Origin of the sequence: Virgibacillus salinus (assembly GCF_900102415.1) — a bacterium.
Lineage (GTDB): Bacteria > Bacillota > Bacilli > Bacillales > Amphibacillaceae > Lentibacillus > Lentibacillus subterraneus.
In genome coordinates this window covers 491,161-510,423 of sequence record NZ_FNKD01000001.1, presented here as the reverse complement: position 1 = coordinate 510,423, position 19,263 = coordinate 491,161, and the positions used below count along the sequence as shown (strand labels likewise).

Below are 19,263 nucleotides of genomic sequence, written 5' to 3'. Positions count from 1 at the left end.
TAGTTTTTTTGCATCCATTACCAACAAGATCATAGCAGAAAGGAACGAAAAATATGAATAAAGACACTTTTATCATAGGATTTATGTTATTTGCATTATTTTTTGGAGCTGGAAATCTAATATACCCACCAACACTAGGGATTGAATCTGGTACATCCTATTGGGCGGCCATTGCCGGATTTGTTATAACTGGAGTTGGCTTACCGATACTTGCTGTAACCGCTATTTCGTTTGTAAATAATGATGCAAGAGAACTAGCTGATCGCGTCCACCCTATGTTTGGACTTATTTTCATATCTGTTGTTTATTTAGCAATTGGACCATTCTTCGGAATTCCACGTGCTTCAACCGTAGCATATGAAATGAGTGTCGAACCCTTCACTAACGCTTCAACGCTGTCTTTATTTCTATTTACTACTATTTTCTTTGTATTAGTATATATTGTTAGCCGGAATCCATCCAAAATGGTTGACCGAATTGGACAGTATTTAACACCTATTTTATTAATTGCTATTATAGCTTTATGTGTCGGCGGGTTCTTATTATTAGACAGCACATTTGCTGGACCTACAGAAAAATATGCAGCATCACCCTTCTTTGCCGGCTTTGTTGAAGGTTATCTGACGATGGATGCAATTGGTGCCTTAGCATTTGGTATTATCGTTGTTAATGCATTCAAGGAGCGCGGTATTTCATCACAGAAAGAACTTGTGAAATCTACGTTAAAAGCAGGAATTGTCACTGGAATTGGACTTGTAACCGTATATGGTTCTATTGGCTGGATTGGTGCCAAGATGGCAGCTGATGGAAACTATACTAACGGCGGTGATATTTTATCAAGTGCAGCGAATGTTATGTTTGGCAGCTTTGGTGCTTTACTGCTTGGAATTATCGTATCCTTAGCATGTTTCACTACATCGGTGGGGCTTGTTGTCGCATGTGGTCAATTTTTCACAAAAATAACTCGCTTTTCCTACAATTGGATCATTCTGCTCGTAACGGTAGTCAGTTTCTTGACCGCGAACCAGGGATTGAACACTATCATCAGTATCTCTGTTCCAGTACTTGTGTTTATTTATCCAATTGCTATCGTTCTTATTTTACTCACCTATACACAAAAATTATTTAATCAATCTAAAGCGGTATATCGTGGATCGATCCTATTAACAGGGATTATCTCATTGTACGATGGCCTGGCTGCGTTTGGAGTAAAAATGCCAGCTATTACAACTGCTATGGAATTTCTTCCATTTTTCGAACTTGGACTAGGATGGCTCGTTCCAGCAATAATCGGTGGGATAATCGGATACCTTTTCAAAGGCACCCTAGCACCCTCCTACTCAAGCTAAGAGCTAACAAAATGTTAGCTCTTTTTTGGTGCCTTTTTTTTGGTGCCTGTCACTTCCCGTTTTTTGTCAATCTTTGTCGGTTTGTTAGCTCTTTTTTACAACGAAAAATATGTTAATATAAATTAAGCAAAGGGGAATAAACATGATGATTGAAGAAGAAAAAGTCCTGCAAACATATTTTGGCTATGAAACATTCCGGCCTGGACAAAAACAAACAATTGATAAGATTACTTCAAAACAAAATACATTAGCTGTTATGCCAACTGGTGGTGGTAAGTCGTTATGCTACCAGATTCCTGGTCTAACACTGGATGGAACAGCTATTATTATTTCACCACTAATTTCACTCATGAAGGATCAGGTGGATGCACTTCAGTCACTGGGAATTGCTGCAACTTACATAAATAGTTCACTTTCTGCGAGTGAACAACAGACTCGTCTGAAAGATACCGAAGCAGGTCGTTATAAATTCGTTTATGTTGCACCAGAGCGCTTCGAATCTTCTTTTTTCGTATCTGTTATAAAACGAATTGAGTTAGCGTTAATTGCTTTTGATGAGGCACATTGTATTTCGCAATGGGGACATGACTTCAGACCAAGTTATCGCTCGATCGTTTCCAATTTAAAACGATTATCTAATATACCGGTAATGATTGGTTTAACCGCAACTGCGACTGAAGAGGTTATTTCAGATATTCAGTCGTTATTAAATATAGAAAGTGAACATGTTGTTAACACGGGGTTTGAACGGGAAAATTTGTCGTTCCATATCGTTAAAGGTAAAGATAAACCGACTTATATTCGATCTTTTTTGGACGAACATCAAAATGAATCTGGAATCATTTATGCAGCTACACGAAAACAGACAGATGCATTATATGATCAATTAACCAAAAGAGGTATTTCAGTGGCTAAATATCATGCTGGATTATCTGAAACCGAGCGCAAAGAGGCACAAGCCGCATTTATCCATGATGAAAAAACAATCATGATTGCCACAAATGCGTTTGGGATGGGTATCGACAAATCCAATGTGCGCTTTGTAATCCATTACGCGATGCCGATGACAATAGAATCGTACTACCAGGAAGCAGGAAGAGCTGGTCGTGACGGAGAGCATAGTGATTGTATTCTGCTATTCTCTCCGCAAGATATTCAGCTGCAAAAATTCCTCATCGAACAATCACTCATGGATGATGATGCAAAACAGAGTGAATACCGCAAGCTACAGGCAATGATTAACTATTGCCATACACATAGCTGTTTAACATCTTTTATTCTTGATTATTTTAATGACAATCCCTCGAACCAAACTTGTGGTCGCTGCAGTAATTGTCTTCACCGACAGGAACGGACTGATATAACGGAAGAAGCACAAATGATTCTGTCCTGTGTAAAGCGAATGGGTGAACGTTTTGGCGTCGGAATGACTGCCAAAGTTTTAAAAGGATCGAAGGATAAAAAAATAAATGACTTTCAGTTGAATAAGATTTCCACCTATGGAATATTATCTGCCTACACAGAAAAAGAATTAACCGAATGGATTCATTTTTTAATTGCTGAACAATTACTCGCAACCGAAGAAGGTAAATTCCCAACAATAAAATTAAATCAGAACTCGGTTGATGTCTTAAAAGGAAGTCGAACTGTATGGATGTACACAGCGCCGATTCCAGCTGGTGAAGAAGCAGATTATCAGGAAGAATTGTTTACTTTGCTGCGAGAATTACGTAAAAAAATGGCTGACGAGAGAGGCGTTCCACCGTACGTACTGTTTTCAGATGCAACATTAAAAGAACTAAGCCGTTATTTTCCGGAAACAAAGGAAGATATGCTTTCCATTAAAGGTGTCGGTGAAAAGAAATATGACCAATTTGGTGCTGACTTTCTTGCTGTTGTTCAGGAATGGCGCCATGACAATCCAAACGTGACAAAAGCTGTGCCAATATCCGGGGGCGGGTCTACTGCTCCCAAAAAGACTAAACAGGCTGATGACCGTCCAAGTCACATTATTAGTTATACCATGTTTCAAGCTGGTAAACTGATAAAGGATATCGCTGTTATCCGGGAATTATCCAAGCAAACGATTGAAGGCCACGTTTTTAAAGCATTTAAAGATGGATATCCAATCGCATGGGAAATATTTTTTAACAGTGATGAAGAAGAAACAGTCATGCAGGCCCATAATGAAATGGATGAGCCCAAACTGAAGACCCTAAAAGAATCGTTGCCAGAAGGATATGATTATACGAAAATTAAGGCAGTACTAGTGAAAAATAACCTTGCTTGAGTAGCGCTGTCTCCCGACTATGATTCACTACTACAATCGAATCTAAAGTACAAAAAGTGGCATATAAATTTTATATTTTACATGCCACTTTTAATGCTCGGGAAACGATTGTGTTGATAGAAACTGCTACGTAATGTAAAAAAATACTTGAGTGCGGGGACACCACTCCGGAAATACACTCCGCTTTCCAAGGCAACGCTTCAGCTTCCTCGGAAGGAGTCTCCGTGAATTTCCTGCGTTGGATTGTGCTCACTTTGTCCTAAATATTAACAAATGTTGTATTATGATGATTAAAAACAGGATTTTAAACTTTAAAACCAGCAGTTGGAATATGCGAGACTCCTGTGAGACAGCGAGCTTTTTTGCGATCGAGGCAGACTAAACACGCCACTTCCTGTGGCAACGTCTGCAATAGCACGTCCTACGCGTCGGATGCTCGTGGTGAGCTCACGGCTAAGAAAAAACTGCGAAAGCTTAAGCTTGGGCAGATGTCTCCTTTGTACCCGGAGCGGTGAAAGCCAGTATATTCCAGCTGCGAGGGTCAGGGAGCCAAACTAAATACTACGAATCGATTACTCTTAATCTGTATCGCATTTAAGATTTTTGTCAATAAAAAGAAGAGAAATTGGCACAACAGCCAACTCCTCCATTATTACTAGTCACCTTTAATATTCAATGCCCATGTTCCGTTGCGGAATACAGGTTCTGTTGTGCCATCTTCCAACACGCCATCAATATCAAGCTCTTCTGAACCAATCATGAAATCAACGTGTGTTAAACTATCATTTACACCATGTTTATCAAGCTGCTCGTCGTTCATTTCAGCTCCACCCTTAAGATTTGTAGGGTATGCTTTTCCTAAAGCGATGTGACAAGATGCATTCTCATCAAACAGCGTGTTGTAAAAGATCAGGCCTGATTGTGAAACTGGTGACTCATGTGGCACAAGTGCAACTTCACCCAATCGACGCGCACCCTCATCTGTATCCAACAAATGTTTAAGTGTGTCTTCACCTTGTTCTGCTTTGTAATCAACAACTTTTCCGTCTTTAAACGTCAGACTGAAATTATCAATCAAGCTTCCACCATGATTCAATGGTTTAGTACTTGAAACTGTTCCATTTACACCATATTTATGTGGCAGGGAGAACACTTCTTCTGTTGGCATGTTTGGGTTAAAAGTAGTGCCCTGTTCAGACACTGCAGATCCGCCTTTCCAGATATGCCCTTCTGGAAGTTCCAGTTCCAAATCAGTCCCCGGAGCTTTATAAATAAGTTTTTTATATGATTTCTTATTTAATATTTCACGTGCTGTTTTCAGTGTTTCGTTATGTGCATCCCATGCAGCTATTGGATTATCCTGGTCAACGCGAACGATTTTAACTATCGCTTCCCAAAGACTCTCAATTGCTTTATCCTTTGATTTATCAGGGAAGATTTTTTGAGCCCAGTCACCTGTTGGTATCGATATAATTGACCATGTGATTCGATCATTCATCGTATATTTACGGAAGTTTGTCATTGCTTGTGCTGCTGCCTTGTTTGCCTTAGCGACACGTGATGAGTCAATATCCTTCAGTAAGTCAGGATTTGTTGAGCGAATTGACAATACCGCTGCCCCATCCTCAGCAAACGTATCATGTAATTTGACACGCCACTCAGGGAAATCGGCAATCACTTCATCTGGTGCATTTTCGTATTTTAATAGGGTTAATTCATCATCAACCCAATTAATATGTACATTCTTTGCGCCCATTTCATACGCTTTTCGAGCAACAATTTTTGTGAAATCGGCTCCTTCAATTGGCGCATTTATCATCAACGCCTGATTTTCCTGCAAATTAACCCCTGTACGTAAAGCTAATTCAGCATACTTTTCCTTTGTTTGTTGATCTACCATACTTTTACCTCCAAAAAAATAGTATTTCGTGTATCGTTATTATTTCACAAATCTAAATAATTACCAAATGATAAAGACAGGTATTTCGAATCATGTCCGATTTACGCAACCCCAGTTATATGTTACTATATAAATAGGTTACTATTTGTAATCAAATTATTTCGTCAGAGAGGTGATCTGCATGAGTGATTTATGTCCGCGTTTTGAAAATGCAATGGAAATTATCAGTAAACGCTGGGTTGGTCTAATATTGTTTGAATTGCTAGAAGGCACAAAACGTTTTTCCGAAATGGAAGCTGATTTGCCAATTAGTGGAAGATTACTCTCTGATCGCCTGAAGTTGCTGGAACAAAAAGACATAATTGAGCGCAATATATACTCGGAATTTCCAGTTCGAATAGAATATTCATTATCTGAAAAAGGCAAAGCCTTAGAACCGGTTATTCAAGAAATTCAGCACTGGGCTGATGACTGGGTGTCTATAGAAGATATCGGCGAAAGCAAAGTATAATATGATTGAGGAGCCTAATACACAGGCTCCTTTTTATATTATATCTGCTTCCCTTTCATAAAACTCAACATGACATATGCTGCAACCCGGCTTGTCATATTACGAAAGTCGATTGTTGGGTCAATTTCGACGATATCCATTGTGTTGACTTTTTTATTTTCAGACGCAAATAACACCCCCTCCAGTAGTGTTTTACTGTCCATGCCACCCGGGCCAATTGCCGGGCATCCCGGCGCAAATGCCTGATCCAAAACATCGATATCAACTGACATATAAATTTCATCCACTTTTCCGGCAAGCCTTTCTAATTCTTCTTCCAAAATAGCTTTTATTCCATTTTGATGCACATCGTTCATTGTATAAACTGTTACCCCGTTCGCATCAGCATATTCCTGGTATGCTTTGGCATTGGTAAAGTCGCGAATTCCAATTTGGACAAGATTTTCACCGTTTATAATGCTGTCATCAAGTAAGCGGCGAAATGGTGTTCCGTTTGTTGGGCCACCGTCTTTAGTATTGCGCAAGTCATGGTGTGCATCAAACTGAATAACGCCGACTGTCCTGTTTTTGGCATGTGCCTTGATTGATGAATAACTGATGGAATGATCCCCACCGAGTATCATCCAGTGATTTGCCGCATTAGTTGCATAGACATCTGACAATCCCTCATATATACGGTGCTGGTTGCCCTTGATATCCGTCGGGTCCATATAAATATCACCAAAATCAATTATCGGATCAGTTAATTCAACTCCAGACTCAGCGGAATAGGTTGTGTAGCTTTGTAATGCTGACCGGATCGCGCCTGGTGCCTGGGATGCTCCTGAATGACTTATCGATGGTTTGGATAATGGGACACCTGCAACTGAAAAATCATAATTTAGCCCCTTTTGCCATGGCGTTAATAATTCTTTAGCTTTTGTTGTATATCGATCCTTAAAAATTGCTTCACCAGCTGGTTTCACATGACGTAAACTCATCGTATTTCCCCTCTTTTATATAAAATTTCACCGTTTTTAAGTACCGTATTTGCATGATTGACCCCGTAGTGATACGGAATGTACTTATAATTAGGGGCATCCCATATGACAATATCGCCCCTGCGACCGGTAGCGATTGTTCCGGCTTCATAACCCCGACCAATTGCATGTGCTGCATTTACGGTAACGGCATGCCATATTTCAGCCGGTGTTAGCTTTAATTTTAACGCTGCAATTGACATAATTAACTGCAGATTTTCTGTTACCGAGCTTCCCGGGTTAAAGTCCGTAGAAACAGTGATAGCCGCTCCCTCATCAATCATTTTTCTTGCACGCGGATACGTATCTTTTCCTAAATAAAAAACAGTTCCGGGAAGGATAACACCAATTGTATTCGATGATGCTAACTGTTTTATTCCATTGTCAGACGCAACTGCCAAATGCTCACCGCTAATTGCTCCAACTTCAACAGCAAGCTCAGTACCGCCTAATTGATCAATTTCATCAGCATGTATTTTTAAGCCAAAACCCTTTTCTTTAGCCTTTTTCAAATAGCGGCGCGACTGCTCAACAGAAAAGACGCCTGTCTCGGTAAAAATATCTATAAATTCTGCCAGGTTCTTTTCTTTTATTTCGTCAAAAAGTTCACTCATCAGACTTAAAAACGCTTCAGGATCTTCTTTGTGTTCGGGTGGGATTGCATGAGCTCCCAGGAATGTCGAAACAATGTCGAGCGGATGTTTTACATTTGCCTCCTTAGTTACTTGCAATTGCTTAAGTTCTGTCTGTTTATCAAGTCCATAGCCGCTTTTCGCCTCAACCGTAGTTATTCCATGCATAGCCATTCGATCCAAATGAAATAGCGCCTTTTCCAGCAGCTCATTATATGAGGCATCCCGCGTTGCATTTACCGTTGATAAAATGCCTCCTCCCTGCTTTAAAATTTCCAGATAAGGAACACCTTGCTGTTTTAATGCCATTTCTTCTTCACGGGACCCGCCGAAAACCAGATGGGTATGAGGCTCGACAAGTCCTGGGGTAACAAGTTTTCCGTCTGCATCAATAGTTTTATCTGCTTGAATGTTCACCGCTTTTTCTGCTGACCCAATCCATTTAATTTTCCCATCTTTAACCGCAACGGCAGCCCCTTCCATTACCGTTAAGTCATTCATGTCACTACCTTTAACAGGTCCTTTTTTATCCATCGTTAATAGCTGACCGATGTTAGTAATAAGTGTATCTACTTTCATAATAAATAGCGCCCCCTACTTTTTAATCGGAATTGTAATATCGTGATCTTCTGCAAATCTCTGCGCTTTTTCATAGCCTGCATCAGCATGGCGGATAATGCCCATCCCTGGATCAGTTGTTAGCACCCGTTCCAGACGTTCTTTTGCCAAGTCAGTCCCGTCTGCTACCGCGACCATACCTGCGTGGAGCGAATAGCCCATACCTACACCACCACCGTGATGAAATGATATCCATGAACCGCCAGCAGCCGTATTAATTAAGGCGTTCAAAACAGCCCAATCGGCAACAGCGTCACTGCCATCCTTCATGCCTTCTGTTTCACGGTTTGGTGATGCAACCGACCCGCAGTCCAAATGATCACGACCAATCACTACTGGTGCTTTCAATTCACCGCTTCTGACCAATTCATTAATTGCGAGTCCCATTTTCGCCCTCTCTCCATAGCCTAACCAGCAAATACGTGAAGGAAGTCCCTGAAAGGCAACTTGCTCCTGTGCCATATCAATCCAGCGAATAAGTCCTTCGTTCTCCGGAAACAGTTCTTTAATTAATTGGTCGGTACGATAAATATCTTCCGGGTCCCCCGATAGAGCTGCCCACCTAAATGGACCCTTACCTTCACTAAATAGTGGGCGGATATATGCTGGTACAAAGCCTGGAAAATTAAATGCATTTGAAATCCCTTCATCTTTAGCTACCTGGCGAATGTTATTTCCGTAATCAAATACAGTCGACCCATTTTGCTGATAGGTAAGCATTGCTTCCACGTGTTTAGCCATACTCTGTTTTGCTAGTTTAGTATAGTTGGCAGGGTCATTTTTGCGTAACACAGCCGCTTCATCAACATTATATCCAATTGGTATATACCCGTTTAGAGGGTCATGTGCAGATGTCTGGTCAGTTACGACGTCAATCTGTATATCCTTTGTCAAAAGTTCATGATGAACCTCTGCAGCATTTCCCAATAGTCCGATTGATAATGGCTTTCCTTGCTGTTTAGCGTTATTTGCCAGTTTAATCGCTTCATCCAGACTATCAGCCATCACATCACAATATTTTGTCTTAATCCGTTTTTCAATATGGCTCTTATCCACTTCTACAGCGATAACAACCCCTTCATTCATCGTGACAGCAAGAGGCTGTGCACCGCCCATTCCTCCAAGTCCTGCCGTTAATGTGATCGTATGTTTCAATGAACCATTAAAATGTTTTTTAGCAAGTGCTGCAAATGTTTCATAGGTTCCTTGCAAGATCCCTTGTGTACCAATGTAGATCCAACTTCCTGCTGTCATTTGCCCATACATCATTAACCCTTGTTTATCGAGCTCATGAAAATGGTCCCATGTTGCCCATTTTGGAACTAATACTGAATTAGAAAGAAGCACACGTGGTGCATGTTTGTGTGTTTTAAAAACCCCAACAGGCTTACCGGACTGAACCAGCATTGTTTCATCATTTTCCAGATTGCGAAGTGTGTTAACTATTGCATCAAAGGCTTCCCAATTACGTGCAGCCTTACCAATACCGCCATAGACCACAAGCTCATCCGGGTTTTCTGCCACTTCCGGATCAAGATTGTTGTACAGCATCCGTAATGCAGCTTCTTGCTCCCAGCCTTTACATTCCAGTTCTAAGCCCTTTTTAGCCGTCACTTTACTCATGTAAAACCCCTCCTTTATAATTTACTTCACTTTCCTTATCAGTTTTTAGCCAGTTTGCTAGACTTTCAATATCCGTTGCGAATACTCGGTCTTTCGTAATACTAGGAACTAGATTACGTGCTTTTTTATAAAATTCACGCGTTTGCGATGCCATACTTTCAATACCTCGAAACTCAACTGCCTGCATGGCACAAATAAGTTCAATCGCAACAACATGACGGGTATTTTGCAGCATCTGAAGCGCATGACGTGCCGCGATCGTTCCCATACTCACATGGTCCTCCTGGTTAGCTGATGACGGAATTGAATCGACGCTTGCTGGATGTGCGAGCGTTTTATTTTCCGAAACAAGTGACGCAGCACTATACTGCATAATCATTGCTCCTGATTCCAAGCCTGGATTCGGGCTTAAAAATGGTGGCAGATCATTCAGCTGTGGATTCACCAGCCGTTCAATTCGGCGCTCTGCGATATTAGCAGTTTCAGCAATTCCAAGTTTTAGAAAGTCCATTGCAAAGGCTATAGGCTGGCCGTGAAAATTCCCGCCCGAAATCACTTTATTTTCATCTGAAAAAATCAACGGATTATCGGTTACGGCATTCACTTCAATTTCCAGCTTTTCCTTTACATAATTAACTGTTTGCCATGATGCTCCAAGTACTTGTGGAATGCACCTTAATGAATACGCGTCCTGAACCCGAATTTCACCTTGCTTTGTTGTAAGCTTGCTATCGCAGAGAATTGAGCGAATTCGTGCTGCTACATTAATCTGTTCCTGATGGCCACGTACCTGTTGTAAATCATGGTCAAATGCATCCATTATTCCGTTTAAACCTTCCATCGTCATTGCTGCAGTCTGTTCACTTTGATGGAGTAATTTTTCCATTTCCAAAAAAGCTACCACACCAACGGCCGTCATGGCTTGTGTCCCGTTAATAAGCGCAAGCCCTTCTTTTGCTTTAAGTGTTATCGATGGGATACCTGCATCTGCTAAAGCATTCACCGTGTTCATCTGTTTTCCGTTATAAAAAACTTCCCCCTCACCAAGTAAAGCCAATGCTAGGTGTGACAGTGGCGCCAAATCACCACTAGCTCCAAGTGAACCCTGCTGGGGAATAACCGGATGAATCCCAGCATTAATCAGCTCTATAAATTGATTTATCAGTTGCGTTCGCACCCCCGAGTATCCTTTAACAAGCGCATTGGCTCGCAACAGCAGCATTGTCCGGCTAATTGGTTCTGGGAATGGATCACCAATACCACATGCATGCGAATGAATCAGATTTAACTGCAGTTCATCCAAGTCCTCCTCGGCAATTAAGACATCACTGAACTTGCCAAAGCCAGTATTAATGCCATACATGGTCTTCTTTTCATTGAGCATATTTTCGACGGTTTTTCGGTTGGCATCAATTTTTACTTCAGTATCTTGTGATAGAGCTACCTGCTCATAGTCAAAAACAACCCGTTTCACCTCATCCAGTGACAACGTTTCATCTGTTAAAATAATCATTTTGCACCTCCGTATCATCGCTTTACTATAATAAAGCACGCAAAGTAAAAGGAGGCTATGGTCGTTAAACCATGCCTCCTGAATATTTATTATTACCGGTGAGTAAATGTTGTTGTTTCCAATGTGAAAACATAATCGCACCTCAATATTGAAATTTTCTTACTTTATATTGTAAGCGTTTTCCTGCGAGGATGCAAATTTACTTTTGTCGTGGTGGTGGGTGGAATTGTGAACTTGAGCGGGAAATTTGTGAACTTGAGCCGATTTTGTGACAGCTTGAGCCGAATCATTGTGATCTTCAGCCGATTCTGTGACAACTTCAGCGAATTCACCTAATTCAGCTGCAAAACAGAACAAAAGCGCAAACGCCTGTTCAGCGCCGTATGGACTGGACTGACCCGTGTGAGATAAAGGATACACGAAGAGCGTAAGCGATTCGATGTTGACTTATCGTAGACACGGGGAGGGAAGTCCACTAGGCGCTAGGCGCTGGAGCTGGACGTCGCTGATTCGGTAGTCCAATTATCCACAGCACTTAAATTTTAAAATTTCCTATACGATAAAAACTGCCTGCTCCCCATCAGGAAGCAGACAGCACCTTAAGCTTATTCTTCTTTTTCCGATGTTTGATCACGGCCCCAGAACTCAATACCTGTCTGGTCATCCAGTGTATCACGATAAAACACGGGATCTTTACCGGCCTTCCGCTGTTCGCGGTAATCCTGTAACACGCGATTGGCAATTTTAAACAGCTTGGTAATGGCATAGAGGTTAATCAGCGCCATAATCCCCATTGTCAGATCGGCCATTGCCCATACTAGATCGAATGTAGCGATTGCACCAAATACTACCATTGCCAATACGGCGATACGATAAATAAATAGACCTGTCTTGCTATCTTTAATAAAACCAATATTATTTTCCCCATAGTAATAGTTTCCAAGGATAGAGCTATAAGCAAAGAAGAAAATTGCGATGGCTATAAAGACCGCTGCCCAGTCGCCGATATGGAATTCGAATGCATTTTGTGTCAATTGAATTCCATCCGCTTCACTTCCGTAAATCCCCCCTGCAGAAATCAGGATAAACCCTGTCGCACTGCATATAAGGATCGTATCAAAAAATACACCTAATGCCTGAATCAACCCCTGTTTGGCTGGGTGGGAAACTTCCGCAGTAGCAGCAGCATTCGGCGCACTACCCATACCAGCTTCATTGGAAAATAATCCACGCTTAATTCCCATTAGAATGGCAGCACCAAATCCGCCGCCAGCAATTTCACGAATACCAAATGCATTTGCAAAAATTAATGAAATCATGTCAGGAACAGCAGCTATATTAATAATAAGGATATAAATAGCTATGATAATATATAGAATCGCCATCACCGGAACGATAATTTGTGTTACATTTGCGATGGTTTTTAGTCCGCCAAATATAACGATTGCCGTTAACAGAACCAAAATAACAGCCATTATGTTTCTATTTATATCAAATTCACCATTGAAGGCAAGACTTATTGTGTTGGATTGAACAGAATTAAATACAAGACCATATGTAAATGTAATGGTGATTGCAAACACTATCCCAAGCCAGCGCTTATTAAGCCCTTTTTCCATATAATATGCGGGTCCACCGCGATACTGATCAGCTTCTGGAACTTTATAAACTTGTGCAAGTGTACTTTCTACAAATGCTGTAGCTGAACCCAACAGCGCAATCAGCCACATCCAGAAAATAGCACCTGGGCCTCCAACTGCAACCGCTGACGCAACCCCGGCAAGATTTCCGGTACCAACGCGTGATGCAGCACTTATTGCAAATGCCTGAAACGATGATGTACCTTTTTTTCCTGAAGCATTAATTGTTCGTTTATCAAATAATACGCGGAACATTTCTGGCAAATAACGAAATTGAACAAATTTCGTTTTAATAGTGAACCAAAGTCCCACTCCGATTAAGGCCGCTATTAAAATATATGTCCACATCGTTTCGTTTGCTATTCCAAGTAGTTTCTCGAATAATTCCATGATGTTTGTTCCCCTTTCAAACCATATATTTATAGGGTTATTCCCCATTCTTTAGGTCTGTAATCTTTCATTAGAAAATTGATATTCGTTAAAGGGATTCTTATGAGATCTTATTTTTCCTAGAGCCCCTTATACTCTGGAGAGCATGCCTTAATATAGATGACCTTAGTTGCACTTATGCACTAAGAACGTATTTATAATAACTGAATAAAAATAATAGAAGCCAGTAAAAATGGCTCCTGTTAAATAATTATTATATCTTAAATTCAGATTTAAACTCAATGGGAAAAAATTCCTAAACCCCTTGATTCCAAGGGAAATCTGTACCAAAAGTAGATGCAACCTCTTTTGAATGCTTTCTCCGTTCTTTCCGCCTTTCTGCACGAACAGGTGCAGATTCGTGTAAATTCTCTTGCTGACTTGTTACAGGATAAACGGAAGGTATTGGTGTTGGTCTCCCATCATCATCAACTGCCACAAATGTCATAAAAGCTGTTGTGCAAACTTTTCTATCACCTGTCAGCAGATCTTCTGTAACAGCCTTCACAAACACCTCCATTGATGTATTGTGAGTCCATGTTACAAACGCTTCAACACAGATGGTATCACCCTCTTTCACTGGAGCTAAAAAGTCTACTGAATCGGTTGATGCAGTAACAACCGGTTTTCTGGCATGCCGCCCTGCAGCAATCGCACCCACATCATCTATATGGGCCATTAATTTCCCACCAAATAATGTACCATGTGAATTCGTATCTGGCGGCAAAACGTGTGATGTTTTTACTGCTAATGAATATGAGCATGCTTTACTTTCCATTTAAATCTCTCCTAAATAATATTATCTTAATATATCTTACCCGATATAACCCCATCTACTCCTTACAATATGGGTGAAAGTAATCTGGATACCGATTCTTTAAACCGGACTCCTAATGAGCGTTTGGCGTATAGTTTCCTCGTCATTATCGTTGAGTGTGCAACATCATCGTGAAATTCTTCTACTAACCTTTCCGCTAAACCTTTATCATATAAAAATGCATTGACTTCAAAATTTAATCGAAAACTCCTCACATCAATATTTGCGGTCCCGACAGAGGCTATCTTTCCATCAACAACGATCGTTTTTGCATGAAGAAATCCATGCTGATAAATATAAACATCTGCACCCGCATTAAGTAAATCACCAATGTAAGAGAGTGTTGCCCAGTAGACAAATGGATGATCCGGTTTATTCGGGATCATTATCTTTACATCAACACCTGATAATACGGCAATTCGTAATGCATCCCGAAGGCTCTCATCCGGAATGAAATATGGCGTTTGTATGTAAACATATTCTTTTGCTGTCATAATCATTTTGATATAACCGTTTTTAATTTGTTCCCAATCAGAATCCGGTCCACTTGAGACGATTTGCACCCCGACATCCCCGTCACTTTCTGCTGCAAAGTAACGGTCTTCATACATAATATCGTTACGTGACGCCTGATTCCAATCCAAAATAAAGCGTGTCTGCATGTTGGGCACAGCATCACCGCTAATACGTAAATGTGTATCACGCCAGTAACCAAACTTTTTGTTATGGCCAAGATATTCATCACCAATGTTAAACCCGCCAATATAGCCAATTGTACCATCAATAATAGCTAGTTTCCGGTGATTCCGATAATTGATTTTCAAATTAACTTTGGGTATCTTTGGCGGAAAAAATGATTCAACCTGAACCCCTGCTTTACGCATACGATTGAGAAACTTTTTACTGATTCCTCTTGAACCCATATCATCATACAATGCACGTACTTCAACACCTTCACTCGCCTTTCTAATCAGGACATCGGCAATTTTCATTCCTAATTTATCATGACGAATAATATAGTAAAGCAAATGTATATGATCCTCCGCCTTCTCCAGGTCCTCAAGCAATGCAGCAAATTTCTTTTCACCATCCGTATATATTTCCACACTATTATCTTGTGTGAAAAGGGCATCGTTATTACGTAGATGTAAATAATATAAATCCTTATATTCAATTAACTCTTTATGCTTAAAGTTAAAATTATTTCCTTCTATTGCACGCAACTGCTTCTGTACAGCCCTTTTCACACCCAACTTACTCTTTGTATCCCATGTGAATATCCGCTGGGAACTTAGTCTCCTGCCGAAAATTAAATACAAAATAAACCCGACAATTGGGATGAAAAGCAATACCATTAACCATGCCCATGTTGAGCTTGGATCTTTTCGTTCCAGAAAGATAATCGTTAATGCCAGCGCAATATTAAAGAAAAGTATAAAACCAAAGAAAACAGACAAAAAACTCACGTGTATATCTCTCCTTACCAAGCAGTTACGTTATCCTTTAATATAGCATAGTTTTCGTTAATACGTTAGCCTTGTATTATATATATAAAGGGTGTGGAAAAATGAAAAATCAATACGCACTAGTTGTTGGAGGTACTGGCATGCTGAAAAATGTATGTCATTGGCTGATTGAACAAGATTATCATGTATATGTTATTGGACGGAACCAATCTAAACTTAATAAGCTGAAACAAGAGACTATTCAGCCAGAAAACCTTCATGGAATTGCTGTTGATTATCAAAACAGTACTTGTTTATCAAACGAATTATCCAACTTGTTTGAAACAAATGGTATACCTGACATTGTGGTCAGTTGGATTCATTCGTCAGCTCCGCAAGCCCTTCCTTTAATTAAGGATATGATAAGCAAGCAGGATTTAAGCACTGATTGGCGATTAATCCACATACAGGGTAGTGCCCGTTTTTTGGAAAAAGAAAACACGCCTGTACCAAAAAATTGCTTGTACAGACGTGTCTATTTAGGTTTCATTTTAGAAAACAACGATTCCCGCTGGCTTACTCATAATGAAATTTCAAGCGGTGTCATTCATGCTATCACTACCGATAGTAATGAGACCATCGTTGGGACGTTAGAACCATGGGACATGCGACCACAATAATTAAAGGTTATTCAAAGCTTGTTCCAGATCCTCCCAGATATCTTCCCACGCTTCAAGACCTGCGGATAACCGGATAAGCTGATCTGTTATTCCCATTTCAAGACGAGATTCCTCTGGTACAACGGCATGTGTCATAGTTGACGGATGCTGAATTAATGTCTCCGCATCACCAAGACTGACAGCAATTTTTAGGAACTTCAGGTTATTCAGCATTCGTTGTGCATCCTGTTTTGTTCCGTCTATTTCAAATGAAATTAAACCACCACCGCGTTTCATTTGTTTTTGACGAATTGGAAAATCAGGATGACTTTCATCATTTGGATAAAAAACACGTGCAACTTTAGGATGGTTACGCAACTTCCCAAATATTTTTTCCGCGTTATCACAATGGCGGTCAATCCGAATTGGAAGTGTTTTAAGCCCTCTTAGTAATAACCATGCATCCAGTGGTGACATAATTCCGCCGATATCCTTTAGGGTTGTCATCGCAACCTTATCCAAAAAGTCTTTTTTTCCAACAGCAAGCCCTGCTACTACATCTCCATGGCCGCCAATATATTTTGTTGCACTATGGAGTACAACATCACACCCTAATTCAAGTGGTCGCTGTAAATATGGTGATGAAAATGTATTATCGACAACCACCGGAATCCCCTTTTCATGAGCCACTTCAGCAACCATTTCTAGATCAATTAACTTCATCGTCGGATTAATTGGCGTTTCGACATAAATACATGTCGTTTCAGGCTTAATTAGCGCGCGAATTTCCTCTTTTGTTTCCATTGCTGAAAAATCATGTGAAATATTAAATTTTTCTTCCATCATTGCTAGTAAACCGAAAGTACAGCCATACAATCCTGATGAACACAATACATGGTCATTCGCTTTTGTTAGAGCAATCAAAATAGCAGATACAGCAGCCATCCCTGATCCAAAAGCTAGCCCGCGTTCGCCGCTCTCCAAAGCTGCAATCCGTTCTTCTAATACACTTACTGTGGGATTTCCTAACCTGGAATAGATATAACCCTCTTCCTCACCTGCAAATCGTCGTTCTCCTTGCTCTGCTGTTTCGAACGTGTATGTTGATGTCTGAAACAAAGGTGTTGCAAGACTACCAAGCATGTCTTTGGAATCGTACCCTTCATGAATAACCGATGTTTCAAAGTGTTTATGTTTTTTTGCCATTAGTAAGTCCCCCCAGATAAACAATCTTATAATCTCATATACTACTATCATATTGTATTTACCAACTTTTTGAAAGCGTTTTCTGAAGAAATGTTAAAAGCAGAGTTATTGCTTTTTTCAGAAAGAAAATCTAGAATTAGCTTACTTAGATTAGTAGTATGCATATCGCATGATTCGATAGTGTTCACTTGAATCTGGATATATCCTAGAAACGGGGTCTTCAAAATGAATCAAGAAAATAAGATTGGAATTATATATGCAGCAGGCGCCTATTTATTATGGGGATTTCTTCCCGCGTATTGGAAGCTGATAGACCAGGTTCCACCTGATGAAATATTAGCACATCGTATATTATGGTCATTTATTTTTATGATTATTGTGGTTCTAGTTGTCCAAAAATGGAAGCTTTTCCTAAAGGAATGCAGAATTATTTTAAACGATAGAAAAAAATTGACTGGAATTACATTCGCATCAGTTGCCATTAGCATCAATTGGCTTACCTTTATATGGGCGGTTAACAATGAACATGTAATTCAGGCAAGCCTCGGTTATTACATAAACCCGCTTGTAAGTATTTTATTAGGAATGATTGTGCTAAAAGAAACATTAACACGTGGCCAGATGCTATCATTTCTACTTGCTGCAGTTGGTGTTATTAATTTGACAATCAGTTATGGTGTCTTTCCGTGGGTATCACTATTGTTAGCATTCAGTTTTGCAATTTACGGATTGCTAAAAAAAACTGTAGATGTTAGTGCAATGTTCGGTCTAACTATCGAGACAATGATTGTAACTCCTATTGCTCTTATTTATTTACTATCTATCCCTGGCAGTTCATTGGCATCTGATCCAATGTTCTCCAGTTTTGGGTTATTACTGTTTGGCGCTGGTGTCGTTACAGCGATTCCACTATTATTGTTTGCAAGCGGCGCGAAACGAATCCCATTATCAATGGTAGGATTCCTTCAATATATCGCACCAACTATCATGCTAGTTCTAGGTGTGTTTGTTTATCAGGAGACTTTTTCACTGGCGCATTTTATATCGTTCGCATTAATCTGGATAGCACTATTTATATACATGTCATCTGCACATCGTAGTTCAGGTCGGCTTAGGGAGAAAAATTAGGCTCTTAATGACGCAGTGAAAATATACTCGCTTTCCGCGGGCAAGCAGCAAGCCTCCTCAGCTCGTTCCTTGCTTCCGGAGTCTTGCGTAGCTGTCAATTTTTTATTCGGCAACAAACTTAAATCAGCCAAAATTAAATCAATTTTCAGAATTCACTTGACGTACAATCATTCCTGCGTATATAATGTTCAATAACTTTAGAAAACTTGGCTTATCGCCAAGCCTTAGTTGCAATTATGCAGCAAGAAAGGATTTATACTTTCTTAACTGCCAATAAAGTTACATCTCTTATCGAGAGTGGTGGAGGGAATAGGCCCTGTGAAACCCGGCAACCTTAAAAGCTTAACTAATGCTTAGTAAGGTGCTAAATCCTACAGGTCAAGTATGATCTGGAAGATAAGGGGAGGATCGTTACATATTACGCCCTCTTCTTAGGAAGAGGGCTTTTTATTATCTCCTCTCCCTCCAGAAAACAGTAAAATCT

Annotated in this window: 14 protein-coding genes and 1 riboswitch; of the genes, 5 read left to right on the top strand and 9 right to left on the bottom strand. The window is 40.2% G+C overall.

Going from position 1 to position 19,263, the window contains the following annotated elements; genetic code table 11:
- The first annotated feature begins 53 nt into the window (after positions 1-53).
- Both brnQ and recQ read left to right on the top strand, forming a co-directional pair.
- Positions 54-1,349: a branched-chain amino acid transport system II carrier protein gene (gene brnQ / locus BLS02_RS02555; protein ID WP_092491393.1), complete on the top strand. Its 1,296-nt coding sequence runs from the start codon at positions 54-56 to the stop codon at positions 1,347-1,349.
- A 142-nt stretch (positions 1,350-1,491) separates the two neighbouring features.
- Positions 1,492-3,639 (top strand): DNA helicase RecQ, encoded by a 2,148-nt coding sequence (gene recQ, locus BLS02_RS02550; RefSeq protein ID WP_092491392.1) that lies wholly within the window; start codon positions 1,492-1,494, stop codon positions 3,637-3,639.
- A 655-nt stretch (positions 3,640-4,294) separates the two neighbouring features.
- Here the strand turns inward: recQ and BLS02_RS02545 are convergent.
- Positions 4,295-5,539 (bottom strand): aminopeptidase, encoded by a 1,245-nt coding sequence (locus BLS02_RS02545; RefSeq protein ID WP_092491391.1) that lies wholly within the window; start codon positions 5,537-5,539, stop codon positions 4,295-4,297.
- A gap of 181 nt (positions 5,540-5,720) precedes the next feature.
- On the opposite strand from BLS02_RS02545, the gene BLS02_RS02540 reads away from it, so the two are divergent.
- Positions 5,721-6,050, top strand: a complete 330-nt coding sequence (locus BLS02_RS02540) for a winged helix-turn-helix transcriptional regulator (RefSeq protein WP_092491390.1) — start codon at positions 5,721-5,723, stop codon at positions 6,048-6,050.
- Between the two features lie 38 nt (positions 6,051-6,088).
- On the opposite strand, the gene hutG is transcribed toward BLS02_RS02540, so the two are convergent.
- The 7 genes from hutG to cls all read right to left on the bottom strand — a co-directional run bounded on the left by hutG (position 6,089) and on the right by cls (position 15,807).
- Positions 6,089-7,030, bottom strand: a complete 942-nt coding sequence (hutG, locus tag BLS02_RS02535) for a formimidoylglutamase (protein WP_092491389.1) — start codon at positions 7,028-7,030, stop codon at positions 6,089-6,091.
- Positions 7,027-8,280, bottom strand: a complete 1,254-nt coding sequence (hutI, locus tag BLS02_RS02530; protein WP_092491388.1) for an imidazolonepropionase — start codon at positions 8,278-8,280, stop codon at positions 7,027-7,029. Before hutI ends, hutG begins: the two co-directional genes overlap by 4 nt.
- A gap of 15 nt (positions 8,281-8,295) precedes the next feature.
- Entirely contained in the window at positions 8,296-9,942 is a 1,647-nt protein-coding gene (hutU, locus tag BLS02_RS02525; RefSeq protein ID WP_092491387.1) for a urocanate hydratase, read from the bottom strand.
- Positions 9,935-11,455, bottom strand: a complete 1,521-nt coding sequence (hutH, locus tag BLS02_RS02520) for a histidine ammonia-lyase (protein WP_092491386.1) — start codon at positions 11,453-11,455, stop codon at positions 9,935-9,937. Before hutH ends, hutU begins: the two co-directional genes overlap by 8 nt.
- A 605-nt stretch (positions 11,456-12,060) precedes the next feature.
- Positions 12,061-13,485: an alanine/glycine:cation symporter family protein gene (locus BLS02_RS02510; RefSeq protein ID WP_092491384.1), complete on the bottom strand. Its 1,425-nt coding sequence runs from the start codon at positions 13,483-13,485 to the stop codon at positions 12,061-12,063.
- Positions 13,486-13,780: 295 nt separating this feature from the next.
- Positions 13,781-14,302: an acyl-CoA thioesterase gene (locus BLS02_RS02505; protein ID WP_092491383.1), complete on the bottom strand. Its 522-nt coding sequence runs from the start codon at positions 14,300-14,302 to the stop codon at positions 13,781-13,783.
- Between the two features lie 62 nt (positions 14,303-14,364).
- Positions 14,365-15,807 carry a cardiolipin synthase gene (gene cls / locus BLS02_RS02500; protein ID WP_092491382.1) on the bottom strand — a complete coding sequence of 481 codons (1,443 nt, stop codon included), beginning with the start codon at positions 15,805-15,807 and terminating at the stop codon, positions 14,365-14,367.
- A gap of 101 nt (positions 15,808-15,908) precedes the next feature.
- Between cls and BLS02_RS02495 the strand changes: the two genes are divergently transcribed.
- A complete protein-coding gene (locus BLS02_RS02495) occupies positions 15,909-16,466 on the top strand; it encodes a short-chain dehydrogenase (RefSeq protein WP_092491381.1) in 558 nt (185 codons plus the stop codon).
- On the opposite strand, the gene megL is transcribed toward BLS02_RS02495, so the two are convergent.
- Positions 16,467-17,651 carry a methionine gamma-lyase gene (gene megL, locus BLS02_RS02490; RefSeq protein ID WP_092491380.1) on the bottom strand — a complete coding sequence of 395 codons (1,185 nt, stop codon included), beginning with the start codon at positions 17,649-17,651 and terminating at the stop codon, positions 16,467-16,469.
- A 225-nt stretch (positions 17,652-17,876) separates the two neighbouring features.
- Here megL and rarD point away from each other — a divergent pair, with 225 nt between their 5' ends.
- Positions 17,877-18,779 carry an EamA family transporter RarD gene (gene rarD / locus BLS02_RS02485; RefSeq protein ID WP_092491379.1) on the top strand — a complete coding sequence of 301 codons (903 nt, stop codon included), beginning with the start codon at positions 17,877-17,879 and terminating at the stop codon, positions 18,777-18,779.
- Positions 18,780-19,064: 285 nt separating this feature from the next.
- Positions 19,065-19,182: riboswitch (SAM riboswitch) on the top strand.
- The last annotated feature ends 81 nt before the right edge of the window (positions 19,183-19,263 follow it).